The sequence below is a fragment of the Micromonospora thermarum genome, assembly GCF_012034245.1.
Taxonomy (GTDB): Bacteria; Actinomycetota; Actinomycetes; order Mycobacteriales; family Micromonosporaceae; genus Micromonospora; species Micromonospora thermarum.
The window spans coordinates 90,341-106,518 of record NZ_JAATEO010000023.1; the positions used below are offsets into that span (position 1 = coordinate 90,341).

At 75.5% G+C, this 16,178-nt stretch carries 18 protein-coding genes; 4 read left to right on the top strand and 14 right to left on the bottom strand.

Annotated features, from left to right (window positions below; genetic code table 11):
- Nucleotides 1-6 precede the first annotated feature (6 nt).
- Nucleotides 7-522, bottom strand: coding sequence for a 2'-5' RNA ligase family protein (locus HCJ94_RS20755; protein ID WP_168002690.1), 516 nt, complete (start codon nucleotides 520-522; stop codon nucleotides 7-9).
- Nucleotides 523-670: 148 nt separating this feature from the next.
- Between HCJ94_RS20755 and HCJ94_RS20760 the strand changes: the two genes are divergently transcribed.
- Nucleotides 671-1,051: an SCP2 sterol-binding domain-containing protein gene (locus HCJ94_RS20760; RefSeq protein WP_168002691.1), complete on the top strand. Its 381-nt coding sequence runs from the start codon at nucleotides 671-673 to the stop codon at nucleotides 1,049-1,051.
- Complete coding sequence (locus HCJ94_RS20765; protein ID WP_168002692.1) at nucleotides 1,048-3,114, top strand: amylo-alpha-1,6-glucosidase; 2,067 nt, start codon at nucleotides 1,048-1,050, stop codon at nucleotides 3,112-3,114. Before HCJ94_RS20760 ends, HCJ94_RS20765 begins: the two co-directional genes overlap by 4 nt.
- Here HCJ94_RS20765 and HCJ94_RS20770 read toward each other — a convergent pair.
- The 3 genes from HCJ94_RS20770 to HCJ94_RS20780 form a co-directional block, all read right to left on the bottom strand.
- Nucleotides 2,995-3,807 (bottom strand): Pr6Pr family membrane protein, encoded by an 813-nt coding sequence (locus tag HCJ94_RS20770; RefSeq protein WP_168002693.1) that lies wholly within the window; start codon nucleotides 3,805-3,807, stop codon nucleotides 2,995-2,997. The genes HCJ94_RS20765 and HCJ94_RS20770 overlap by 120 nt on opposite strands.
- A gap of 58 nt (nucleotides 3,808-3,865) precedes the next feature.
- Nucleotides 3,866-4,612: a hypothetical protein gene (locus HCJ94_RS20775; protein ID WP_168002694.1), complete on the bottom strand. Its 747-nt coding sequence runs from the start codon at nucleotides 4,610-4,612 to the stop codon at nucleotides 3,866-3,868.
- Between the two features lie 129 nt (nucleotides 4,613-4,741).
- Nucleotides 4,742-5,248, bottom strand: coding sequence for a DinB family protein (locus tag HCJ94_RS20780; RefSeq protein ID WP_168002695.1), 507 nt, complete (start codon nucleotides 5,246-5,248; stop codon nucleotides 4,742-4,744).
- Nucleotides 5,249-5,377: 129 nt separating this feature from the next.
- Here HCJ94_RS20780 and HCJ94_RS20785 point away from each other — a divergent pair, with 129 nt between their 5' ends.
- Together HCJ94_RS20785 and HCJ94_RS30390 are read left to right on the top strand one after the other, a co-directional pair.
- Nucleotides 5,378-6,283: a DUF72 domain-containing protein gene (locus HCJ94_RS20785; protein ID WP_168002696.1), complete on the top strand. Its 906-nt coding sequence runs from the start codon at nucleotides 5,378-5,380 to the stop codon at nucleotides 6,281-6,283.
- Between the two features lie 62 nt (nucleotides 6,284-6,345).
- Nucleotides 6,346-6,528 (top strand): hypothetical protein, encoded by a 183-nt coding sequence (locus HCJ94_RS30390; RefSeq protein ID WP_168002626.1) that lies wholly within the window; start codon nucleotides 6,346-6,348, stop codon nucleotides 6,526-6,528.
- Between the two features lie 38 nt (nucleotides 6,529-6,566).
- On the opposite strand, the gene HCJ94_RS20795 is transcribed toward HCJ94_RS30390, so the two are convergent.
- The 10 genes from HCJ94_RS20795 to HCJ94_RS20840 form a co-directional block, all read right to left on the bottom strand.
- The gene (locus tag HCJ94_RS20795; protein ID WP_168002697.1) at nucleotides 6,567-6,929 is read right to left on the bottom strand and encodes a hypothetical protein; all 363 of its coding nucleotides are present in this window, start codon (nucleotides 6,927-6,929) and stop codon (nucleotides 6,567-6,569) included.
- A 180-nt stretch (nucleotides 6,930-7,109) separates the two neighbouring features.
- Nucleotides 7,110-7,736, bottom strand: coding sequence for a hypothetical protein (locus HCJ94_RS20800; protein WP_168002698.1), 627 nt, complete (start codon nucleotides 7,734-7,736; stop codon nucleotides 7,110-7,112).
- Between the two features lie 119 nt (nucleotides 7,737-7,855).
- The gene (locus tag HCJ94_RS20805) at nucleotides 7,856-8,710 is read right to left on the bottom strand and encodes an alpha/beta hydrolase family protein (RefSeq protein ID WP_168002699.1); all 855 of its coding nucleotides are present in this window, start codon (nucleotides 8,708-8,710) and stop codon (nucleotides 7,856-7,858) included.
- A 53-nt stretch (nucleotides 8,711-8,763) separates the two neighbouring features.
- The gene (locus HCJ94_RS20810; protein ID WP_168002700.1) at nucleotides 8,764-9,735 is read right to left on the bottom strand and encodes a glycosyltransferase family 9 protein; all 972 of its coding nucleotides are present in this window, start codon (nucleotides 9,733-9,735) and stop codon (nucleotides 8,764-8,766) included.
- Nucleotides 9,732-10,427 carry an SDR family oxidoreductase gene (locus tag HCJ94_RS20815; protein ID WP_168002701.1) on the bottom strand — a complete coding sequence of 232 codons (696 nt, stop codon included), beginning with the start codon at nucleotides 10,425-10,427 and terminating at the stop codon, nucleotides 9,732-9,734. Before HCJ94_RS20815 ends, HCJ94_RS20810 begins: the two co-directional genes overlap by 4 nt.
- Before the next feature lie 64 nt (nucleotides 10,428-10,491).
- Nucleotides 10,492-11,901 carry a PfkB family carbohydrate kinase gene (locus HCJ94_RS20820; RefSeq protein ID WP_168002702.1) on the bottom strand — a complete coding sequence of 470 codons (1,410 nt, stop codon included), beginning with the start codon at nucleotides 11,899-11,901 and terminating at the stop codon, nucleotides 10,492-10,494.
- Nucleotides 11,898-12,707, bottom strand: coding sequence for a D-sedoheptulose-7-phosphate isomerase (locus HCJ94_RS20825; protein ID WP_168002703.1), 810 nt, complete (start codon nucleotides 12,705-12,707; stop codon nucleotides 11,898-11,900). Before HCJ94_RS20825 ends, HCJ94_RS20820 begins: the two co-directional genes overlap by 4 nt.
- On the bottom strand, nucleotides 12,707-13,924 hold the full coding sequence (locus HCJ94_RS20830) for a glycosyltransferase (protein ID WP_168002704.1): 1,218 nt from the start codon (nucleotides 13,922-13,924) through the stop codon (nucleotides 12,707-12,709). The genes HCJ94_RS20825 and HCJ94_RS20830 overlap by 1 nt, the downstream gene beginning before the upstream one ends.
- Nucleotides 13,909-14,892, bottom strand: a complete 984-nt coding sequence (locus tag HCJ94_RS20835; RefSeq protein ID WP_168002705.1) for a glycosyltransferase — start codon at nucleotides 14,890-14,892, stop codon at nucleotides 13,909-13,911. The genes HCJ94_RS20830 and HCJ94_RS20835 overlap by 16 nt, the downstream gene beginning before the upstream one ends.
- A 27-nt stretch (nucleotides 14,893-14,919) precedes the next feature.
- Nucleotides 14,920-16,178, bottom strand: a 1,259-nt coding sequence (locus HCJ94_RS20840; RefSeq protein ID WP_168002706.1) for a glycosyltransferase family 9 protein, incomplete at its 5' end; no start/stop codon positions are given.

A 16,178-nucleotide genomic window follows, 5' to 3' on the forward strand; every position in this document is an offset into this window, starting at 1 on the left:
CACCGGTCACGGCAGCGGGCGGGTGATGCCCCGCGCGTGGTCGGCGACGCCCGCGCCCACCACCGTCGCGCTGAGCGGAAGCATCTCCAGGCAGCGGCGGACGGCCGCCGCCATCAACGCGTTCGGCACCCGCATGGACAGGGTGCAGTGCGGCACCCAGCGACCCGGGCGGTAGTGCTCGGCCAGCGTCACCCCGGCGCCGGCCAGCCGGTCGTGCACCCGCCGGTGGTGCGCCAGCAGTTCGGCGGTCGGCGTCACGCCCAGCCACAGCACCCGGCCGACGAACTGCCCGGCGTACTGGAACTCCAGGCGCAGCGGCTCCGCCACCACGCACCCGGTGAGGGCCTCGGCCACCTGCTCCGGATCCAGGCGCGGCGCCACCGCCAGCGAGACGTGCGGCCGGTGCCGCTGCTCCAGCAGCGAGCGCATGCTCTGCACGCCCTCGGCCTCCAACGCGTCCCAGAGCACCCGGATCCGCCGGGTGGCGTCGGTGTCCAGGTAGAGCTCCAGGGCCGCGACCACGCGATCATCGTAGAAGGCCGACCCCGCGTGACCACCGGGCCTCAGGGCACGACGACGGCGCGGCCCTCGACCCCGAGTTCACCCGCTACGGGTGAACCGGCCTCACCCCGGACGGTGTGAGCCTGCCAGGGACAGGAAGGGGGAGTGGATGACGACGCCCGCGGCGGACCTGCTGCGGCGGCTGGGGGAGGAGGACATCCACCCGGACCTGCCCGAGACGACCGCCGGCACGGTACGCCTGGACGCCCGCGCGGACGGCCGGACGGAACACTGGTACCTGACCATCGCCGACCAGCGGGTCGCGGTGACCCGGAGCACCGCTGAGGCCGACCTGGTCGTGCGCGCCGACCGGGCGGTGCTCGACCGGATCGCCGCCGGGACGCTGCACCCCGCCGCCGCACTGGGCCGCAACGACCTGACCGTGCGGGGTGACATCCGGCTGTTCATGATGCTCCGCCGGCTGTTTCCCGGCCCGCCCGGCGCGCGCCACCCCCGTGACGTGGCGGCCGCTACACGGAGGCGCCCGTGAGGCAGGAGCGGGTGCAGGTGATGGCGGGCAACGCTTTCGCCATCAGCGACGCCCAGGGCGACATGGAGGTCGACCCGCGCGCGCCGGTCGGGTTGTTCTCCTTCGACACCCGGTTCCTCGCGCACTGGGTGCTCCGGGTCGACGGGGAGCGGTTGAACGCCCTGTCCCGGGACGACATGACGTACTTCGAGACCCGGTTCTTCCTCGTCCCCGGCACCGCCAGCCACTACGTCGACGCCGACGTGTCGGTGATCCGGCACCGGTCCCTCGACGACAGCTTCAACGAGAAGATCATCGTGCTCAACCACTCCGCGGACCCGGCTGACATGACGGTCCGGATGGACATCGGCAGCGACTTCGGCGACGCCGCCGACATCGGCCGGCCGCGCGAGCGGCGGGTCGAGGTCACCGCGGTGCCGGAGCACCGGCAGCTGCGGCTCCGGTACCGCCGGGAGCGCTTCGACCGGGAGACGATCGTGAGCAGCACCGCGCCCGTCGAGGTCGATGAGCGGGGGATGACGTTCCGGATCCGGGTGCCGCCGCGCGGGCAGTGGGAGACCGATCTGCACATCTGCATGATCGTGCGGGGCGAGGCCGGTCACGACATGCGTGCCGACCTGGAGACCCACCAGCTGCACGTCCGCCGGGACATGCGGGACGACCTGCGCGCCTGGCTCGACCGGGCACCCACGCTGGTGGCCGAGAACGGCGCGCTGGCGGGGGCGTACGAGCGGTGCCTGACGGACCTCGCCGCCCTGCGCTACGAGCCGCTGTCGTCCACCCGGCGGGTCACGGTCGGCGGTCTGCCGTGGGCGATGACGCTGTACGGGCGGGACATCCTGGTGACCTGCCTCCAGACACTGCCGTTCACGCCGGAGCTGGCGCCGGTGGCGCTGCGCCTGCTGGCCCTGCTCCAGGGTGGCCGGCTGGACGACATCCACGAGGAGGAACCCGGCAAGATCCTCACCCAGTTGCGCTACGGGGAGGCCGCCGCGTTCGGCGAGGAGCCGACCACCCTCTACTACGGGGCGGCCGACACCACCCCGCTGTTCGTGGTGCTGCTCGACGAGTACGAGCGCTGGTCCGGCGACGTCGCGCTGGTGCGGGAGCTGCGCCACCCGGCGCGCATGGCGCTGGACTGGATCGACGAGTACGGCGCGTCGACCGGTGACGGGTACGTCCGCTACCAGCGCCGCAACGCTCATCAGGGTCGGCTCAACCAGTGCTGGAAGGACTCGCCGGACGCGATCACCGACCGGAACGGGTGGCAACCCGGCTTCCCGCGCGCGACCTGCGAGGTGCAGGGCTACGCGTACGACGCGAAGCTGCGCGGCGCCCGCCTCGCCCGGGAGTTCTGGGGCGACCCCGCGTACGCGGACCGGCTGGAGCGGGAGGCGGCGGAGCTGAAGCGGCGCTTCAACGAGGATTTCTGGCTGCCCGAGCGCGGCTACTACGCGCTCGCCCTCGGCCCCGACGGCGAGCCGGTCGACGCGCTCACCTCCAACGTCGGTCACCTGCTGTGGAGCGGGATCGTCCCCGAGGACCGGGCCGGTACGGTGGCCGACCACCTGGTCGGCCCGGATCTCTTCTCCGGCTGGGGTGTGCGCACCCTCGCCGCCGGGCAGCGCGTCTACAACCCGGTCGGTTCGCACCTGGGCGCGGTGTGGCCGTGGGACAACGCCGTGATCGCCGCCGGTCTGCGCCGGTACCGGTGCGACCGGGCGGCGGCGCGGATCGCGCAGGGGATGTTCGACATGGCCGAGCGGGTCGGCGGGGCGGTGCCCGAGGTCATCGCCGGCTACCCCCGCACCCTGACGAAGTACCCGGTCCAGCTCCCGACCGCCGGCCGCCCGCAGGCGTGGTCCTCCGGCGGCTTGCTGATGCTGCTCGCCACCGTCCTCGGGCTGGTCCCGTGCGGCGAGAACCTGCTGGTGAACCCCGCGCTACCGGAGGGCTTCGGGCGGATCGAGCTGCTGGACGTCCCCGGCCGGTGGGGTCACGCCGACGCCTACGGCCGGGACCGCGCCGCCGGGGTGCGCGGGCACCGGCCCCGCCTGCGGTGACCCGGCCGCCGGGTCCGCCGTCCCGCCGGTGGGCGGCCCGGAAACCGCCGGGCCGTCCGCCGGTCCGCGTCGCCGGGCCAGCCCCCGGTCCACGCCGACGAACACGAGCCCGAGCAGCCAGAACGCGAAGGCGAAGAAGGTCGCGCTGACCCCGACGCCGCCGTAGCCCAGCTCGCCGGCGTCGATGAACGGGTACGGGTACCGCTCGACGAGCAGGCCGCGGACCAGTGCGAATCCGAGGTAGCCGAGCGGGAACGCCAGCCACCACACCGCGTACCGCGGGCGCAGGCGGCCGCGCCGGTCGAACAGCGCCCAGTCCGCCACGGCGAGCAGCGGCACCACCGTGTGCAGGAACTGGTTGCCCAGCGCCTCGCCGAAGGCCCGGTCCGGCTGGGGCATCGCGAACGGGCTGGCCGGGTTGGCCAGCACCAGGTGGTAGACGACGCCGGTGATGGTGACGTAGAGCGTCACCGCGCCCTTGACCGCCGGCCGGGGCTCCGGCCGGCCCTGGTGGGCCCGCCAGGCCGCGTACCCGCCGAAGAGCCCGACGGCGAGGTTGCTCTGGATGGTGAAGTACGGCAGCAGGCCGGTGACCGTCGCCGGGCCGAGGGCCGTGAGCACGATCCCGGCGAGCACGCTGAACACGATCGCCACGCGGAGGGCCACCGCCGCGCGTCGACGCCGCAGGTTCATCGGGGCACGCTACCAGCCGCCCGCACCGGGATCGCCGGTCGAGGACGGCCGGGCCGCCTCACTTCGGGCCGGTGGTCCGTGACGGCGTCGTGGGCACGTCACCGGGCGCCGTGGGCTGCCCGGTCCCCGGGGTGGGTGGTTGCGTCGCCCGGCCGGTGGGTCGGACGGTCGGCTGGTTGCTGTGCCGCTCGGTCGGGGTCGCGCCCGGGCCGTCGGCGGGCTTCCCGGCCAGCACCCGGTCGCAGTAACCGGGCACCTCGTCCCGGCCGCCGGCCGCGCCGATCAGCTCAGCGAAGGCCGGGTTGTCCAGGGCTCGGCCGGGGTTGTCGCCGGCGTCGACCCGGTACGCGCGGCACAGGCCCACCACCGACTCGTCGGGATCGGGCCGCGCCGTCCCACCGGTGGGAGGACCGGGCCGCGGGTCCGTGCCGGTGCTGGGGGAGCCCGGCGTCGCCGATGCCGACGTGGACGGCACCGCCGGCGGCGCGGACGGGCGCAGCGGATTCGGCAGGACGCCCCCGGCGGCGGCCAGTGCCGCCCCGCCGGTGCCCGCCAGCAGCAGCCCGACCAGGGCCGCGCGCACGCCGAAGCCGGCGAGCGCGAAGCCCCGCCGGCGCTCCGGCACGGTCACGGGGGTGCCGAGGAGCGCCAGGTGGTACGCCCGCACCGCCGCGGCCTCCCCGCCCAGCTCACCGGGCGCCGGTGCGGCGCGGACCGCCGACAGGAGCGACACGAGGGGGTGCCACCCGTCCGTAGGGTCGACGGCGGTGCCGTCGAGCAGTCGCTCGACGGTGTCAGAGTCCATCCGGTGTGCAGTCATGTCGGTTCACTCAGCGCCCGCGAGCGGCTGGGCGTCACACGGGGGGAGAGTGACCTGGGACAACAACGGCTCGCGCCGGGTGCGCGAGGCCGGAACGGTGGCCCGGCGGCGGACTCAGCCCATCGTCTTGGCGCCGTCGATCGCCTCGCGGAGGATGTCGGCGTGCCCCGCGTGCTGGGCCGTCTCCGCGATGACGTGCAGCAGGACCCGGCGGACGCTCCAACTCGCGCCGGGCTCGAACCACGGGGCCGAGGGCAGCGGGTGGGACCGGTCCAGGTCGAGCGTGGTGACCAGCTCGTCCGTCCGGGCGGCCACCTCGGCGTACGCGTCGAGCAGGACGGCGAGCGTCTCGCCCTCGGTCATCCGGAACTGGCCGAGCCAGTCCACCGGTTCGCTGGCCATCGCGTCGGCGCCGCCGACCGCGAACCGCAGCCAGGCGGCCTCCGTGGTCGCCACGTGCTTGATGAGGCCGCCGAGGCACAGCTCGCTGACCGTGCTGCGGAGGGCAGCCTGCTCGTCGCTGAGCCCCTCCACGGTCTGCCGCAGGAAGCCACGGTGGCGGCGCAGGCTCGCCAGCAGATCGGCGCGCTCACCCGTGATGGACGGAGCGGAAGCGGTCATGGCGGTCACCCTTCGCCGTTGTCGGGAACAGCCCTGACGATAGGTGCGACCACCGACAGAATCGGCCACCACGCTGCCGGATTTAGCCCTGCGGTTGCCGATTCGTCCGACCCGCGCTCCACTAACTACATGGGTGTCATCAAGGTGGGCACGGCGTCCTGGGCGGACCAGATGCTGCTGAAGTCCGGCTGGTATCCCCGGTCCGCCAGCACCCCCGCCGCCCGGCTCGCCCACTACGCCGGCCGCTTCCCCCTGGTGGAGGTGGACACGTCGTACTACGCCGTGCCCGCACCGGAGACGACCCACGGCTGGGCGGCCGCGACGCCGGCCGGCTTCACCTTCGACGTCAAGGCGTTCCGCCTGTTCACGGGCCACCCGACACCGGTCGACGCGCTCCCGGCGGACCTGCGCCCGGCGGACGGCCCGACCCGCGTCCGCCGCCGGGACCTGGCGCCCGAGGCGTACGACGAGCTGTGGCGCCGGTTCCGGGCGGCGCTGGACCCGCTCGCGGCGGCCGGGCGGCTCGGAGCCGTGCTGTTGCAGTTCCCGCCCTGGCTGGCCCGCGGCGACGCCGCCCGGCGCAGGATCGTCGAGCTGGCCGGGCGGTGCCGGCCCTGGCCGGTCGCGGTGGAGCTGCGGCACGGCTCCTGGTTCGACGGCGCCGCCGCGCTCGACACCCTCGCCTTCCTGCGCGAGCACGACCTCGCGCACGTCACCGTCGACATGCCGCAGGGCCACCCCTCGTCGGTGCCGCCGATCCCGGTCGCCACGGCCGATCTCGCGGTGGTCCGCTTCCACGGGCACGGCACCGCCTGGGAGTCCGGCGACAAGCAGGAGAAGTTCCGCTACGCGTACGGCGAGCGGGAGCTGCGCCACTGGGCGGAGCTGCTCGCCGAGCTGGCCGGGCAGTGCGTCGAGCTGCACGCGCTGTTCAACAACTGCTGCGGTGACCAGGCGCAGCGCGACGCCGCCCGCCTCGCCGACCTGCTCGGCGTCGAGCCGGTCCGCCCACCCGAGCCGGCCCGCACCGGATGACCGGTTTCCCCACCCGCCGCCCGGGTACCGGCGAGCACATGAGCGACGGGAGGAACGAGCCGATGACCGAGCAGCGCCAGGAGTGGAACCCGGACCGGGCACCATCGGTGCCGGAGGACGCGGCGGCACGGGCGACCCGGGAGGCGCAGAAGGCGCACGGCGGCAGCATGGCTCCCGGCATCGTCGACGACACGGGCCGGCCGGTGGCGTCCGACCCCGCCGGGGAGAACACCCCCGGCGCCTGAGGGCAGGTCGTGCTGCCCAGGGCTGGCGGCGCGAGTCGTCAGGAGCGCCGGCCACGAGTGCGCAGCGCATCCTCCGAGCGGACGTCGATGTCCGCGTCGTCGGGGAACGGCCGGCGTGCCGGCGCCGGGTCCGGCGGCGCGCCGGGCCCCGCCATCGGCGTACGGGTGGGCTCGACCTGCCCGAGCCCGTGCCGACCGGCCCGGCCCGACGGCCCGGCCGGCGCACCGGCGCGGCGGTCGCCGCGCCGCCCCTCGGGTACGGCGGTCTCCTCGCTGCCCTCGTCCATCGGGTCGTGCTCACCCGCGCCCCAGGGCGGGTCCGCGTCGAAACCGTCCCGGGTGATCCACGGTGTGGCCGCCTCCGGCTGCCGCCCGTCGTCCCGCCCGCTGCTGCCCGTCATCGCACACCTCGCTGGTTGGTCCGGCTACCCGGGCCGATTGCCCACCCCGGTCGTCGTCATGCCTTCGGGAACGCCGCACCCCACCGGAAACCGGCCTTCGGGAACGCCGCACCCGGCGCAAACCAGCCTTCGGGTACGGCTGCGCCCCGCCCGGAAGCCGGCGGGGCGCAGCGTGCGGTGTCAGCGGCCGGACATCGCCATCTTGCGACCGGTCATGCCCGTCATCGCCATCTTGCCGATCCCCTTCATGGAACCCAGCGTGCCGGCCCGTCCGAGCATGCCCCGGAGGACCTGGCCGGGCTTCTGCTGCTCCCCCATGTACGCGGTGACCACGATCAGCGCCCCGGTCAGCGCCGGGACCGCCCACTGGAGCACCTTCATCTGCCGCTGGACCGACGCGACGTTCGAGGGCGTGGAGTGGTTCGGCTCGGTTGTGCCGTCGACCGGAGGATTGCCGGCCTTCTCCAGTTTCATCCCGAGCAGCCGGCTGTAGCCGGTCACCGCGAGCGCGCTCACCGTCAGCGCGGTCTTCACGCTGCTGGCCCGGCCCACCCCCGCCTGGGCCGCCACCCGTGGGCTCTCCGTCACCAGTTCGCCGACCGCGCCGGCGAGATGCGCGCCGATCGCCGCGGCGTTGACGGGGGTCCATTTGGCCCACCCGGCTGAGGCCACCGGCAACCGCTGGGTCGAGTCGTTGATTCGAGCCGCGCCGCCGTTGACCCCGAACGCTCCCATGAGGGAGCCCCCGAACCAGGCCGCCAGGCCCAGATCGTGCATCGAGCGCAGCGCGGTGTGCCGTTCGGACATCTGATCCCCTTCCACCGTGTCGGGCGGTGCGGCATACCCACCGCCCGAGCCGCTAACCCCGCCCGTCAACCGCCGATACCTCGCGGGGTCGCCGAAGCCGCCGCAGAAGGGGGCGGGGGTCAGCGCTGCGGCAGGTCGGCGGCGAACCGGGCCACCCGGCCCGCCAGCGGGGCCGCCGAGCGTACCCAGGTGAAGTGGTCCATCCGGGCCCCGGCCTGCGCCGCCGTGTAACGCTCGCGCACGACGGGCGCCGCGACGAGCTTGCCGCACAGGTGGTCGAGCGTCTCGTGCGGCGTGTACTGGTCGTCGTCGACGCTGACGGCCAGCACCGGCGTCCGGATCCCGCGGACGGCCGCCTCCGCATCCACCCCGTCCAGCCGGGGGAAGCGGCCGGTCCGGGCGGTGTACGCCCAGTCACGGATCACGCCGCGCGCCTGCCGGCCGCCGAACCCCCAGCCCGGCCACACCCCCAGCAACCGGGCGGTGGCGGCGATCCCCTGCGTGTACGGCAGGACGCCGTACCCACGCGGACCCGGGTAGCTGCGCCACCACGGCACGCCCACGGCGACCAGCGCCAGCCCGTCGACGTCGTGTCCCTCGTGCAGCGCGAGGTGCAGCAGGGCCGCCTGACCGCCGAGGGAGTGCCCGAGCAGGACCGTCCGCCGGCCGTCCCGGCGTTCCTTCAGTGCTGCCAGCACGGCGCCGACATCGGCGGCCAGTTCGGCGTACCCGTAGCGGCAGGCACGGCTCGGCGGTGGCGTGCTCGTGCCGGTGCCCCGCAGGTCGGCGACCGCGACGGCCAGTCCGGCGGCGCGCAGGGCCGTGGCGAACGGCCGGTAGTACCGCGCGGGGACCCCCATGGCGGGGGAGATCAGCACCAGGGCGTCGCCGCCGCCGTCCGGCTCCGGGTAGACCTGGAGGCCGAGGCGCGCCCCGTCGACGTCGACGAACTCCTGCTGGTACTCCGCGTTCACGGCCCCAATCTACGACCCTTGCCTACTGGCGGGTAACCAGCGGGTGACGGCCGTCACCCGACCGGGAGCCACTCCGGCGACCGGGCCGGCGCCGGGACCGGGGCGCGGCGTTCGACCCGTTCCACCGCCGCGAGCACGTCCGGCACGTCGAGCGCCGCCAGCGCCGGATGCGGTACGCCGTCCGCCCGCCCGCCGTCGCACGGGCCGCGCCAGAGCACGTCGTGGCAGGGCCGGTCGGGTGGTGGTCCCCACTGCGCGGGGGAGGCCGGGCCGAAGAGGACGACGGAGGGGGTGCGGTAGGCGGTGGCGAGGTGGGCGATGCCGGTGTCGCCGCTGACGAGGAGTCGGGCGTGGGCGACGAGGGTGGCGAGGTCGTGCAGGTCGGTGCGGCCGGCGAGGACCGCGCGCTCCGGGAGCCCGGCGAGACGCGCGACGTGTCGGGCGAGAGGCACCTCGGCGGCGTTGCCGGTGACGACGACGCGGTGGCCGGTGCTGGTGAGGTGACGGGCCACGGTGGCGAACCTCTCCGGGGGCCAGCGCCGGTGCGGCGCCTTGGCTCCCGGATGGACGATCGTCGCGCCGGCGGGCAGCGCACCGACCGGCGGTCGGGTCAGGGCGAGGTCGGTGCGGTCGGCCGGGATGCCGTACCAGGCCAGTAGCCGGCACCAGCGGTCGACTTCGTGTTCGTCGGGTCGCCAGGGTGGTCCGTCGTGGTGGCCGGCGTCGGTGTTGGCGAAGGCGAGCAGCCGGCCGGGTCGGGTGGCGGTGAGCGTGTGGTGCGACTGGGGGCCGCGTCCGTGCAGGTTCACCGCGAGGTCGGGGGCGGGGCCGCTCCAGTGCAGCGGGCCGAGGCCGGGGGCGTCGACCAGCCGGTCGACGCCCCCGATCAGCTCCACCAGCGGGGCCAGCCAGCCGGGGGCGGCCAGGGTGAGTTCCTGGTCGGGGTGGGCGGTGCGCAGGGCGCGTAGCGCCGGGACGGCGGTGGCGAGGTCGCCGACGCCGAGGGCCCGCAGGACGAGGATCACGGGTACGAGGACTCCTGCTCGGCGCAGACCACGATCTCGCGTACCGCGCAGCCGGCGGGCTGGGACAGGGCGAACAGGACCGCGGCGGCGGTGTCGGCGGGATCGTTGAGGATCGCGTCCGGTCCCGGCTTGTACTTCGCGTCGCGGTCGTCGAAGAACGCGGTGCGCATCCCGCCGGGGATGAGCAGGGTGACCCCGACCGTGCCGGCGAGTTCGGCGGCCAGGGCGCGGGTGAACCCGACCACCCCGAACTTCGCCGCGCAGTACGCGGTCGCGTCACCGACCGCCTTCACGCCCAGCGTGGACGCCACGGTCACCACCGTGCCGTGCGTGGCCTCCAGCGCGGGCAGGGCGGCGCGCACCACCGCCGCTGTGCCGAGCAGGTTGATCGCGACGATCCGGTCCCAGGTCTCGCCCGGCACGTCGGCCAGCCGGCCCGGCACGTCCATCCCGGCCGCGGTGACCAGACCGGTCAGCCCGCCGGCCTGCTCCACCACCCGCCGGGTGGCCGCCTCGGCGGCCCGGCTGTCGGCCAGGTCGCACTCCACCCACGGCACCCCGTCCGCCGGCGGTTGCCGGTCCAGCACGTACGGCCGCCCACCCGCCTTCGTCACCGCGGTGACGACCGCCGCGCCGAGTCCGCTCGACCCGCCAGTCACCAGGACCGCCGATCCGTTCAGATCCCTGCTCATGCGCGGGCCTCCCGGCGGTCGGCGCGATGCGGCTCCACTCCGTCGAGCCTGATGATTCGCTCGCTCATGCTGCTCCCTTGATGAGTCGGTCGCCGCGCTGCCGCGCGGCGGTGATGGTGGCCGTGGTGGACCGGCCGGCCAGGTAGGGCACCGTGACGACCCGGCCGCCCCAGCCGCGCACCAGGTCCGCCTCCGGCAGCTCCGGCGCGCCGTCACCGGCGTAGTCGCCGCCCTTCACCCAGACGTCTGGCCGGAGCCGCGACAGCACGGCGTGCGGCGTGGGCTCGTCGAAGACCACCACCGCGTCCACGCAGTCCAGCGCGGACAGCAGCGCCGCCCGGTCGGCCTCCGTGTTCAACGGCCGTTCCGGGCCCTTCAGCCCCCGGACACTGCGGTCGGAGTTGACGCAGACGACCAGCACGTCGCCGAGCCGGCGGGCGGCCTGGAGGGTGGCGACGTGCCCGGCGTGCAGGATGTCGAAGCAGCCGCCGGTGGCGACGACGGTGCCGCCCTCGGCGCGTACCCGTGCCACCACCTGCTCGGCCGGGCCCGGCTCGGCCCGGGTGGCCCGCTCCGGTTCGCGGTGCAGGCCGGCGGCGCCACCCGCCGCCACGTACGCCGAGGCCGCGGCGACGGCCTCGCCGACCGCCTCGGAGACCAGCGCCCCGCCGGCGAGCGCGGCGGCGGCCGCCGCCGCGAACCGGTCCCCGGCCCCGCAGGTGTCCTCGACCTTCGCCACCGGCGACGGCGGCGGCACGACCAGCGGGGTGCTGCCGGAGTGGCAGAGCACCGCACCGGCCGCGCCGGTCGTCACGGCGACCGCACCGACGCGCCACCGCCGGCGCAGTTCGTGCCCGGCACGGGTGGCGGTGGACAGCGCCGAGCCGGCACCGGCGTCGCCGGTGAGCTGGCGCAGCTCGGCCAGGTTCGGTGTGACCAGCCGCGCCCCCGGCACCGCCGCCGGCCCCTTGGGATGCGGATCCCACACCACCGGGGCGGACGCCGCCGCCAGGGCGGACCGCAGCGCGGGCTGCCGCAGCAGACCGCGCCCGTAGTCGCTGGCGAGGACGGCACCGGCGGAGGCGATCACCTCCAGCGCCGCGTCCGGCGGTTCGGCCGGTGCCTGCGGCTCGCCGCCCCGGTCCAGCCGCAGCAGCGTCTGGCCGCCCGCCCGCAGCCGGATCTTCTCCGGCGTGGCGCCCGGCATCCGCAGCGGGTAGACGCGCACCCCGGCGGCCGTGAGCAGCTCGACCACGCGGGCCCCGGCCGGGTCGTCGGCGAGCGCGGTCACCAGGGCGACCTCGGTGCCCTGCGCGGCGGCGAGCAGCGCGGCGAGGCCCGCGCCGCCGGGCCGGTCGGTGGCCGACCGCTCGTCCAGCACCGGCACCGGGGCGTCCGGGCAGACCCGGCTGACCGTGCCGGCGACGTCGCGGTCCAGGAGCGCGTCACCGACGACCACCAGCGGCCCGCTCACCGGTCCGCCCCGTCCGTCCGGCCGGCACCGTCGTGCCCGTTGAACCCGTGCCGGTGCGGACCGTGCCCGTTCGGACCGTGACCGTTGACGCCGTGCCCGTTCGCGCCGTGCCCGTTCGCGCTGTGGCCGTTCGCCGTGCGGCCGGTCGGGAGGCCGGCGGTGGCGAGGGCGCGGCCGTCGAGGAGCCGCTCGGTACGCCCGCGCGGCGCCGGCACCCGCGGCAGGTCCCGCACCAGCGGCAGCGCCCGGTCCACGTGTTCGCAGAGCACGTGGCTGGAGACCAGGTGCAGTTCCTGCACCACCTGGCTGTCCGGCGACGGCACCGCGAGGACGTCGTCGCAGAGGTCGGCGAGGGGGTTGGGGGCGGGGCCGGTGAAGGCCCAGCAGCGCAGGCCGGTGTCGTGGGCGGCGTGGGCGGCGTGCAGGAGGTTGGGGCTGGTGCCGCTGGTGGACAGCAGCAGGAGGATGTCGCCGTCGCGGCCGTGGGCGCGGACCTGGCGGGCGAAGACCTCGTCGTAGCCGTAGTCGTTGCCGATGGCGGTCATGGCGGAGGTTTCGGCGTGCAGGGCGATGGCGGACAGGGGTTGGCGGTCGTCGCGGAGTTTCCCGACCAGTTCGGCGGTGAGGTGCTGCGCCTCGGCCGCGCTGCCACCGTTGCCCGCCACGAGGAGGCGCCCGCCCCGCGCGAGCGTCCACGCCAGTTCCGTTCCCCAGCCGGAGAGCCGCTCCGCCACCTGCCGGTACGGCAGCAGCGCGCCCGCCAGGTTCGCGAGGTGGCTGTCGAGGGTGGACAGGCCCGCCGTCATCAGGCCACCGCCGGGGTGGGACGGCCGGCGGCGGTCACCGCGGCGTAGACGGCGCTGAGCTGTTCGGCGCAGCGCTTCCAGGAGTACCGGCTGCGGATCCGGTCCAGCGCCGCCGTCGCGTACGCGAACCGGCGCACCTTGTCCGCGAGCAGGCGGCGGATCGCCGTGCCGAGCGCCCGGTGGTCCCGCGGCGGCACCAGGTCGCCGGTCAGGCCGGCGACGACGGTGTCGGAGATGCCGCCCACGTCGGTGCCCACCACCGGCACGCCGCAGGCCATGCCCTCCAGCGGGGTGAGCCCGAACGGCTCGTACCAGGGTGCGGCCACCAGCAGGTCGGCGGACCGGTACCAGCGCCCCATCTCCTCCCGGGGCACCGCGCCGACCAGCTTCACCCGGTCCGCCACCCCGCAGGACTCGGCGAGGGCACCGAGCCGGCGGGCGAACGCGTCGGCCGGGAGCTGGTCGGCGGGGGGCCCGCCGACCACCACGCACTCGGCGTCCGGCATCGCGGGCATCGCCCGGACCACGTCCAGGAAGCCCTTGCGCTCGACCATCCGCCCGACCGTGATGATCCGGGGGCGGGCCGGGTCGCGCGGGGCGACCGGCCCGTCCGGGCGGAACATCTCCTGGTTCACGCCGGAGGGGACCAGCGCCATCCGGGAACGCGGCACACCCAGCCGGACCAGCTCGCCGATCTCGTCCTGGCACTGCACGATCACCCGGTCGACGGCCCGCCCCAACGCCCGTTCGTAGCCGATCCGGCCCGGTGGGCTGGTGTCCTTGGCGCCCTGGTGCCGCTTCTTGACGACGCCGAGCGCGTGGTACGTCAGCACCACCGGCACCCGCGTCCGGCGGCCGGCGTGCAGGGTGGCCAGCCCGCTCATCCAGAAGTGCGCGTGCGCGACGTCCGGCGTCCAGTCGCCGTCGCGCCACTGGCCGGCGAGCCAGCGGCCGAACTCGCCCATGTACGGCAGCAGTTCGTCCTTCGGCACCCGCAGTGCCGGGCCGGCCGGCACGTGGCACACCTGGTAGCCGTCCGTGGTGGACACCGTGTCCGGCAGGTTGGTGGCGTCCCGGCGGGTGTAGACGCGCACGTCGTGCCCCTCGCCGACCAGCGCGGCGGCCAGTTCCGCCACGTGGGTGTTCTGCCCGCCCGCGTCCTCCTCGCCGAGAACAGCCAGCGGGCTCGCGTGCTCCGAGATCATCGCGATGCGCATGCTTCCTCCTCCATCAGCCGGTCCCAGTCGGCGAGGAACCGTTCGAGCCCGAACCGTTCCTTCGCCACCTCGCGCCCACGCGCGCCCAGCCGGGAGGCCGCGTCGCGGTCCGTCATCAACCACCGGGCCGCCTCGACGAGGGTGTCCACCCGCGTGGCGAGCACCCCCGCGTCGGCCGGCACCGCGTCCACGGCCTCCGTGGTGGCCAGGGCGATCACCGGCATCCCCATCGCCATCGCCTCGATCAGGCTGAGGCCCAGCGAGGTCCACCGGCACAGGTGCAGGTACGCCCGCCGCCGGGCCACCTCGGCGTGCATCCGGTCCTGCGGCAGGTCGTCGTACCCGGTCACCGGAAGGTCGGGAAAACCGGCCTGGGCCAGCGCGTCGGGCAGCCCGGCCACCCCCATGCCGAACACGTCCAGCGGGCCGACCCGGGCGAAGCGCGGCATCAGGTCGGCGCCGGTGACCCGCCAGCGGCGTACCGGTTCGTTCGTCACGACGGCGAGCCGGTCCAGTCCGCCGCTCCACTCGACGCGCGGCGGCACGATGCCGTGCTCGATCACCGTCGTGCGGGTGGCGCCGGTGTCCCAGAACAGCTCGTTGAAGTGGGTGACGTGGGCGATCAGCAGGTCGTCGCGGTCGGCCATCGGATGGCGGGTGTTCGGAACGTCGCCCTTGGGCGTGTTGTGTTCGACGTAGATCGCCGGCACGTCCCGCCCCGGTCGGCGGCGGAGCCACTGCGCCGCGAGGTCGTACTCCTCGGGGCGTTGCAGGATGACCAGGTCCACGCCGGCGGTGGTCAACTGCTGCGGGGTGACCTCGACGGCCCGGTCCGGCCAGGGGTAGGTGCGTGCCCGCCCGAGACCGTACGGGCCCCGGTCGGGCGTGACCGGCACCAGGTAGCGGTGCCGGCCGTGGACGAAGGACGTCGTCCACGAGCCGTGCACGTGCCAGAGCAGGATGTTCATGCCTCTCCTCAGCGGGTGTCTCGGGGTTCAGCGGGACGGCACGAGCATGCGGACCGCGTCCACCACCTCTCCGGGATCGAGGCCGGCAAGGCAGGGGTGGTCGGCTACCGGGCAGGACGACGCGCGGGTGTCGCGGCAGCCCGCCGTGGCGTCGCCGAGGCGTACCGTCGGCACCCCCCACGGCCCCCACTGTCCGAACGGGACGGTCGGGGCGAACAGGCTCACCACCGGCGTGCCGACCGCCGCCGCCAGGTGGGCCGGGCCGGTGTTGCCCACGACCACCGCGTGGGCGCCGGCGAGCACCCGCGCCAGGTCGGCCAGCGGCGTACGCCCGCCCAGGTCGACGGCGCGGCCCCCGGCGACGTACGCGGTCAGTTCCCGCTCGTGCGGTGCGCCGGTGACCACCACCCGGTGCCCGGCGTCGGTGAGCGCGCCGACGATCTCGGCGCAGCGCCACGGCGGGCAGGCCCGCGCGGGCACCGACGCGCCGGGATGCACGACCACGTACCCGGGCTCGGTGAGCGCCGGGTGCAGCGCCGCCACCGGGCCGTCGCACCGGCCGGCCCGCAGGCGGAGGACCGGTTCGTCGTCGTCGGCCAGCGCGAACCCGGCGGCGGCGGCCAGCGACAGGGCGCGCTCCGGTTCGGGTACGCCGACCGGGACGCGGTGGCGTACGTCGAGCAGGGCACCGGGGTAGTCGTCGCTGATCGCGGAGATCCGGCGGACCCCGACGGTGCGCAGCAGCAGCGCCAGCGGCAGCGGCGACTGGTGGAAGCTGGTGAAGACGACGGCCTCGTCGGCACCCACGCTCCGGAGGGTGGCGGTGAGCGCCGCGATGTCCTCGGGATCGACGGGCCCGGGGGCGGGGTCGATCCACGGCAGGCGGTGTTGCACGATCTCGTCGACGCCGGGCAGCAGTTCCGCGGCGGCGCGGCCCCGGGGTCCGCACAGCAGCACCACCCGCTGCGCGCCGGCGGCCACGGCGCGGATACCGGGCCCCGTGACCAGGACGTCTCCGGCCGAGTCGGACCGCACCACGAGCACCGTCCCGGCCCGGTGCGGCTCGCGCGGCACCACTGCGGCCTGCCGGCGCAGGATCTCCGCGACCGCGTCCGGAAGGTCGGTCGCCACCCAGCCGGCCGCGTCGATCTCTTCGGGACGGGTCACCGGGGTGGGCACCATGACCGCCTGCGCCCCGGCGGCGAGCGCGGCGGTGACGTCCCGGCCGATGTCGCCGACCAGCACGCAGCGGCGCGGCACCGTGCCCAGCTCCCGCGCCGCGGCGT

Coding starts and splice junctions, on each gene's coding strand:
- HCJ94_RS20795 (WP_168002697.1), bottom strand. CDS start 6,929: ATGACGGGCAGCAGCGGGCGGGACGACGGGCGGCAGCCGGAGGCGGCC.
- HCJ94_RS20775 (WP_168002694.1), bottom strand. CDS start 4,612: ATGGACTCTGACACCGTCGAGCGACTGCTCGACGGCACCGCCGTCGAC.
- HCJ94_RS20815 (WP_168002701.1), bottom strand. CDS start 10,427: ATGAGCAGGGATCTGAACGGATCGGCGGTCCTGGTGACTGGCGGGTCG.
- HCJ94_RS20830 (WP_168002704.1), bottom strand. CDS start 13,924: ATGCGCATCGCGATGATCTCGGAGCACGCGAGCCCGCTGGCTGTTCTC.
- HCJ94_RS20800 (WP_168002698.1), bottom strand. CDS start 7,736: ATGTCCGAACGGCACACCGCGCTGCGCTCGATGCACGATCTGGGCCTG.
- HCJ94_RS20770 (WP_168002693.1), bottom strand. CDS start 3,807: ATGAACCTGCGGCGTCGACGCGCGGCGGTGGCCCTCCGCGTGGCGATC.
- HCJ94_RS30390 (WP_168002626.1), top strand. CDS start 6,346: ATGACCGAGCAGCGCCAGGAGTGGAACCCGGACCGGGCACCATCGGTG.
- HCJ94_RS20785 (WP_168002696.1), top strand. CDS start 5,378: ATGGGTGTCATCAAGGTGGGCACGGCGTCCTGGGCGGACCAGATGCTG.
- HCJ94_RS20760 (WP_168002691.1), top strand. CDS start 671: ATGACGACGCCCGCGGCGGACCTGCTGCGGCGGCTGGGGGAGGAGGAC.
- HCJ94_RS20780 (WP_168002695.1), bottom strand. CDS start 5,248: ATGACCGCTTCCGCTCCGTCCATCACGGGTGAGCGCGCCGATCTGCTG.
- HCJ94_RS20825 (WP_168002703.1), bottom strand. CDS start 12,707: ATGACGGCGGGCCTGTCCACCCTCGACAGCCACCTCGCGAACCTGGCG.
- HCJ94_RS20835 (WP_168002705.1), bottom strand. CDS start 14,892: ATGAACATCCTGCTCTGGCACGTGCACGGCTCGTGGACGACGTCCTTC.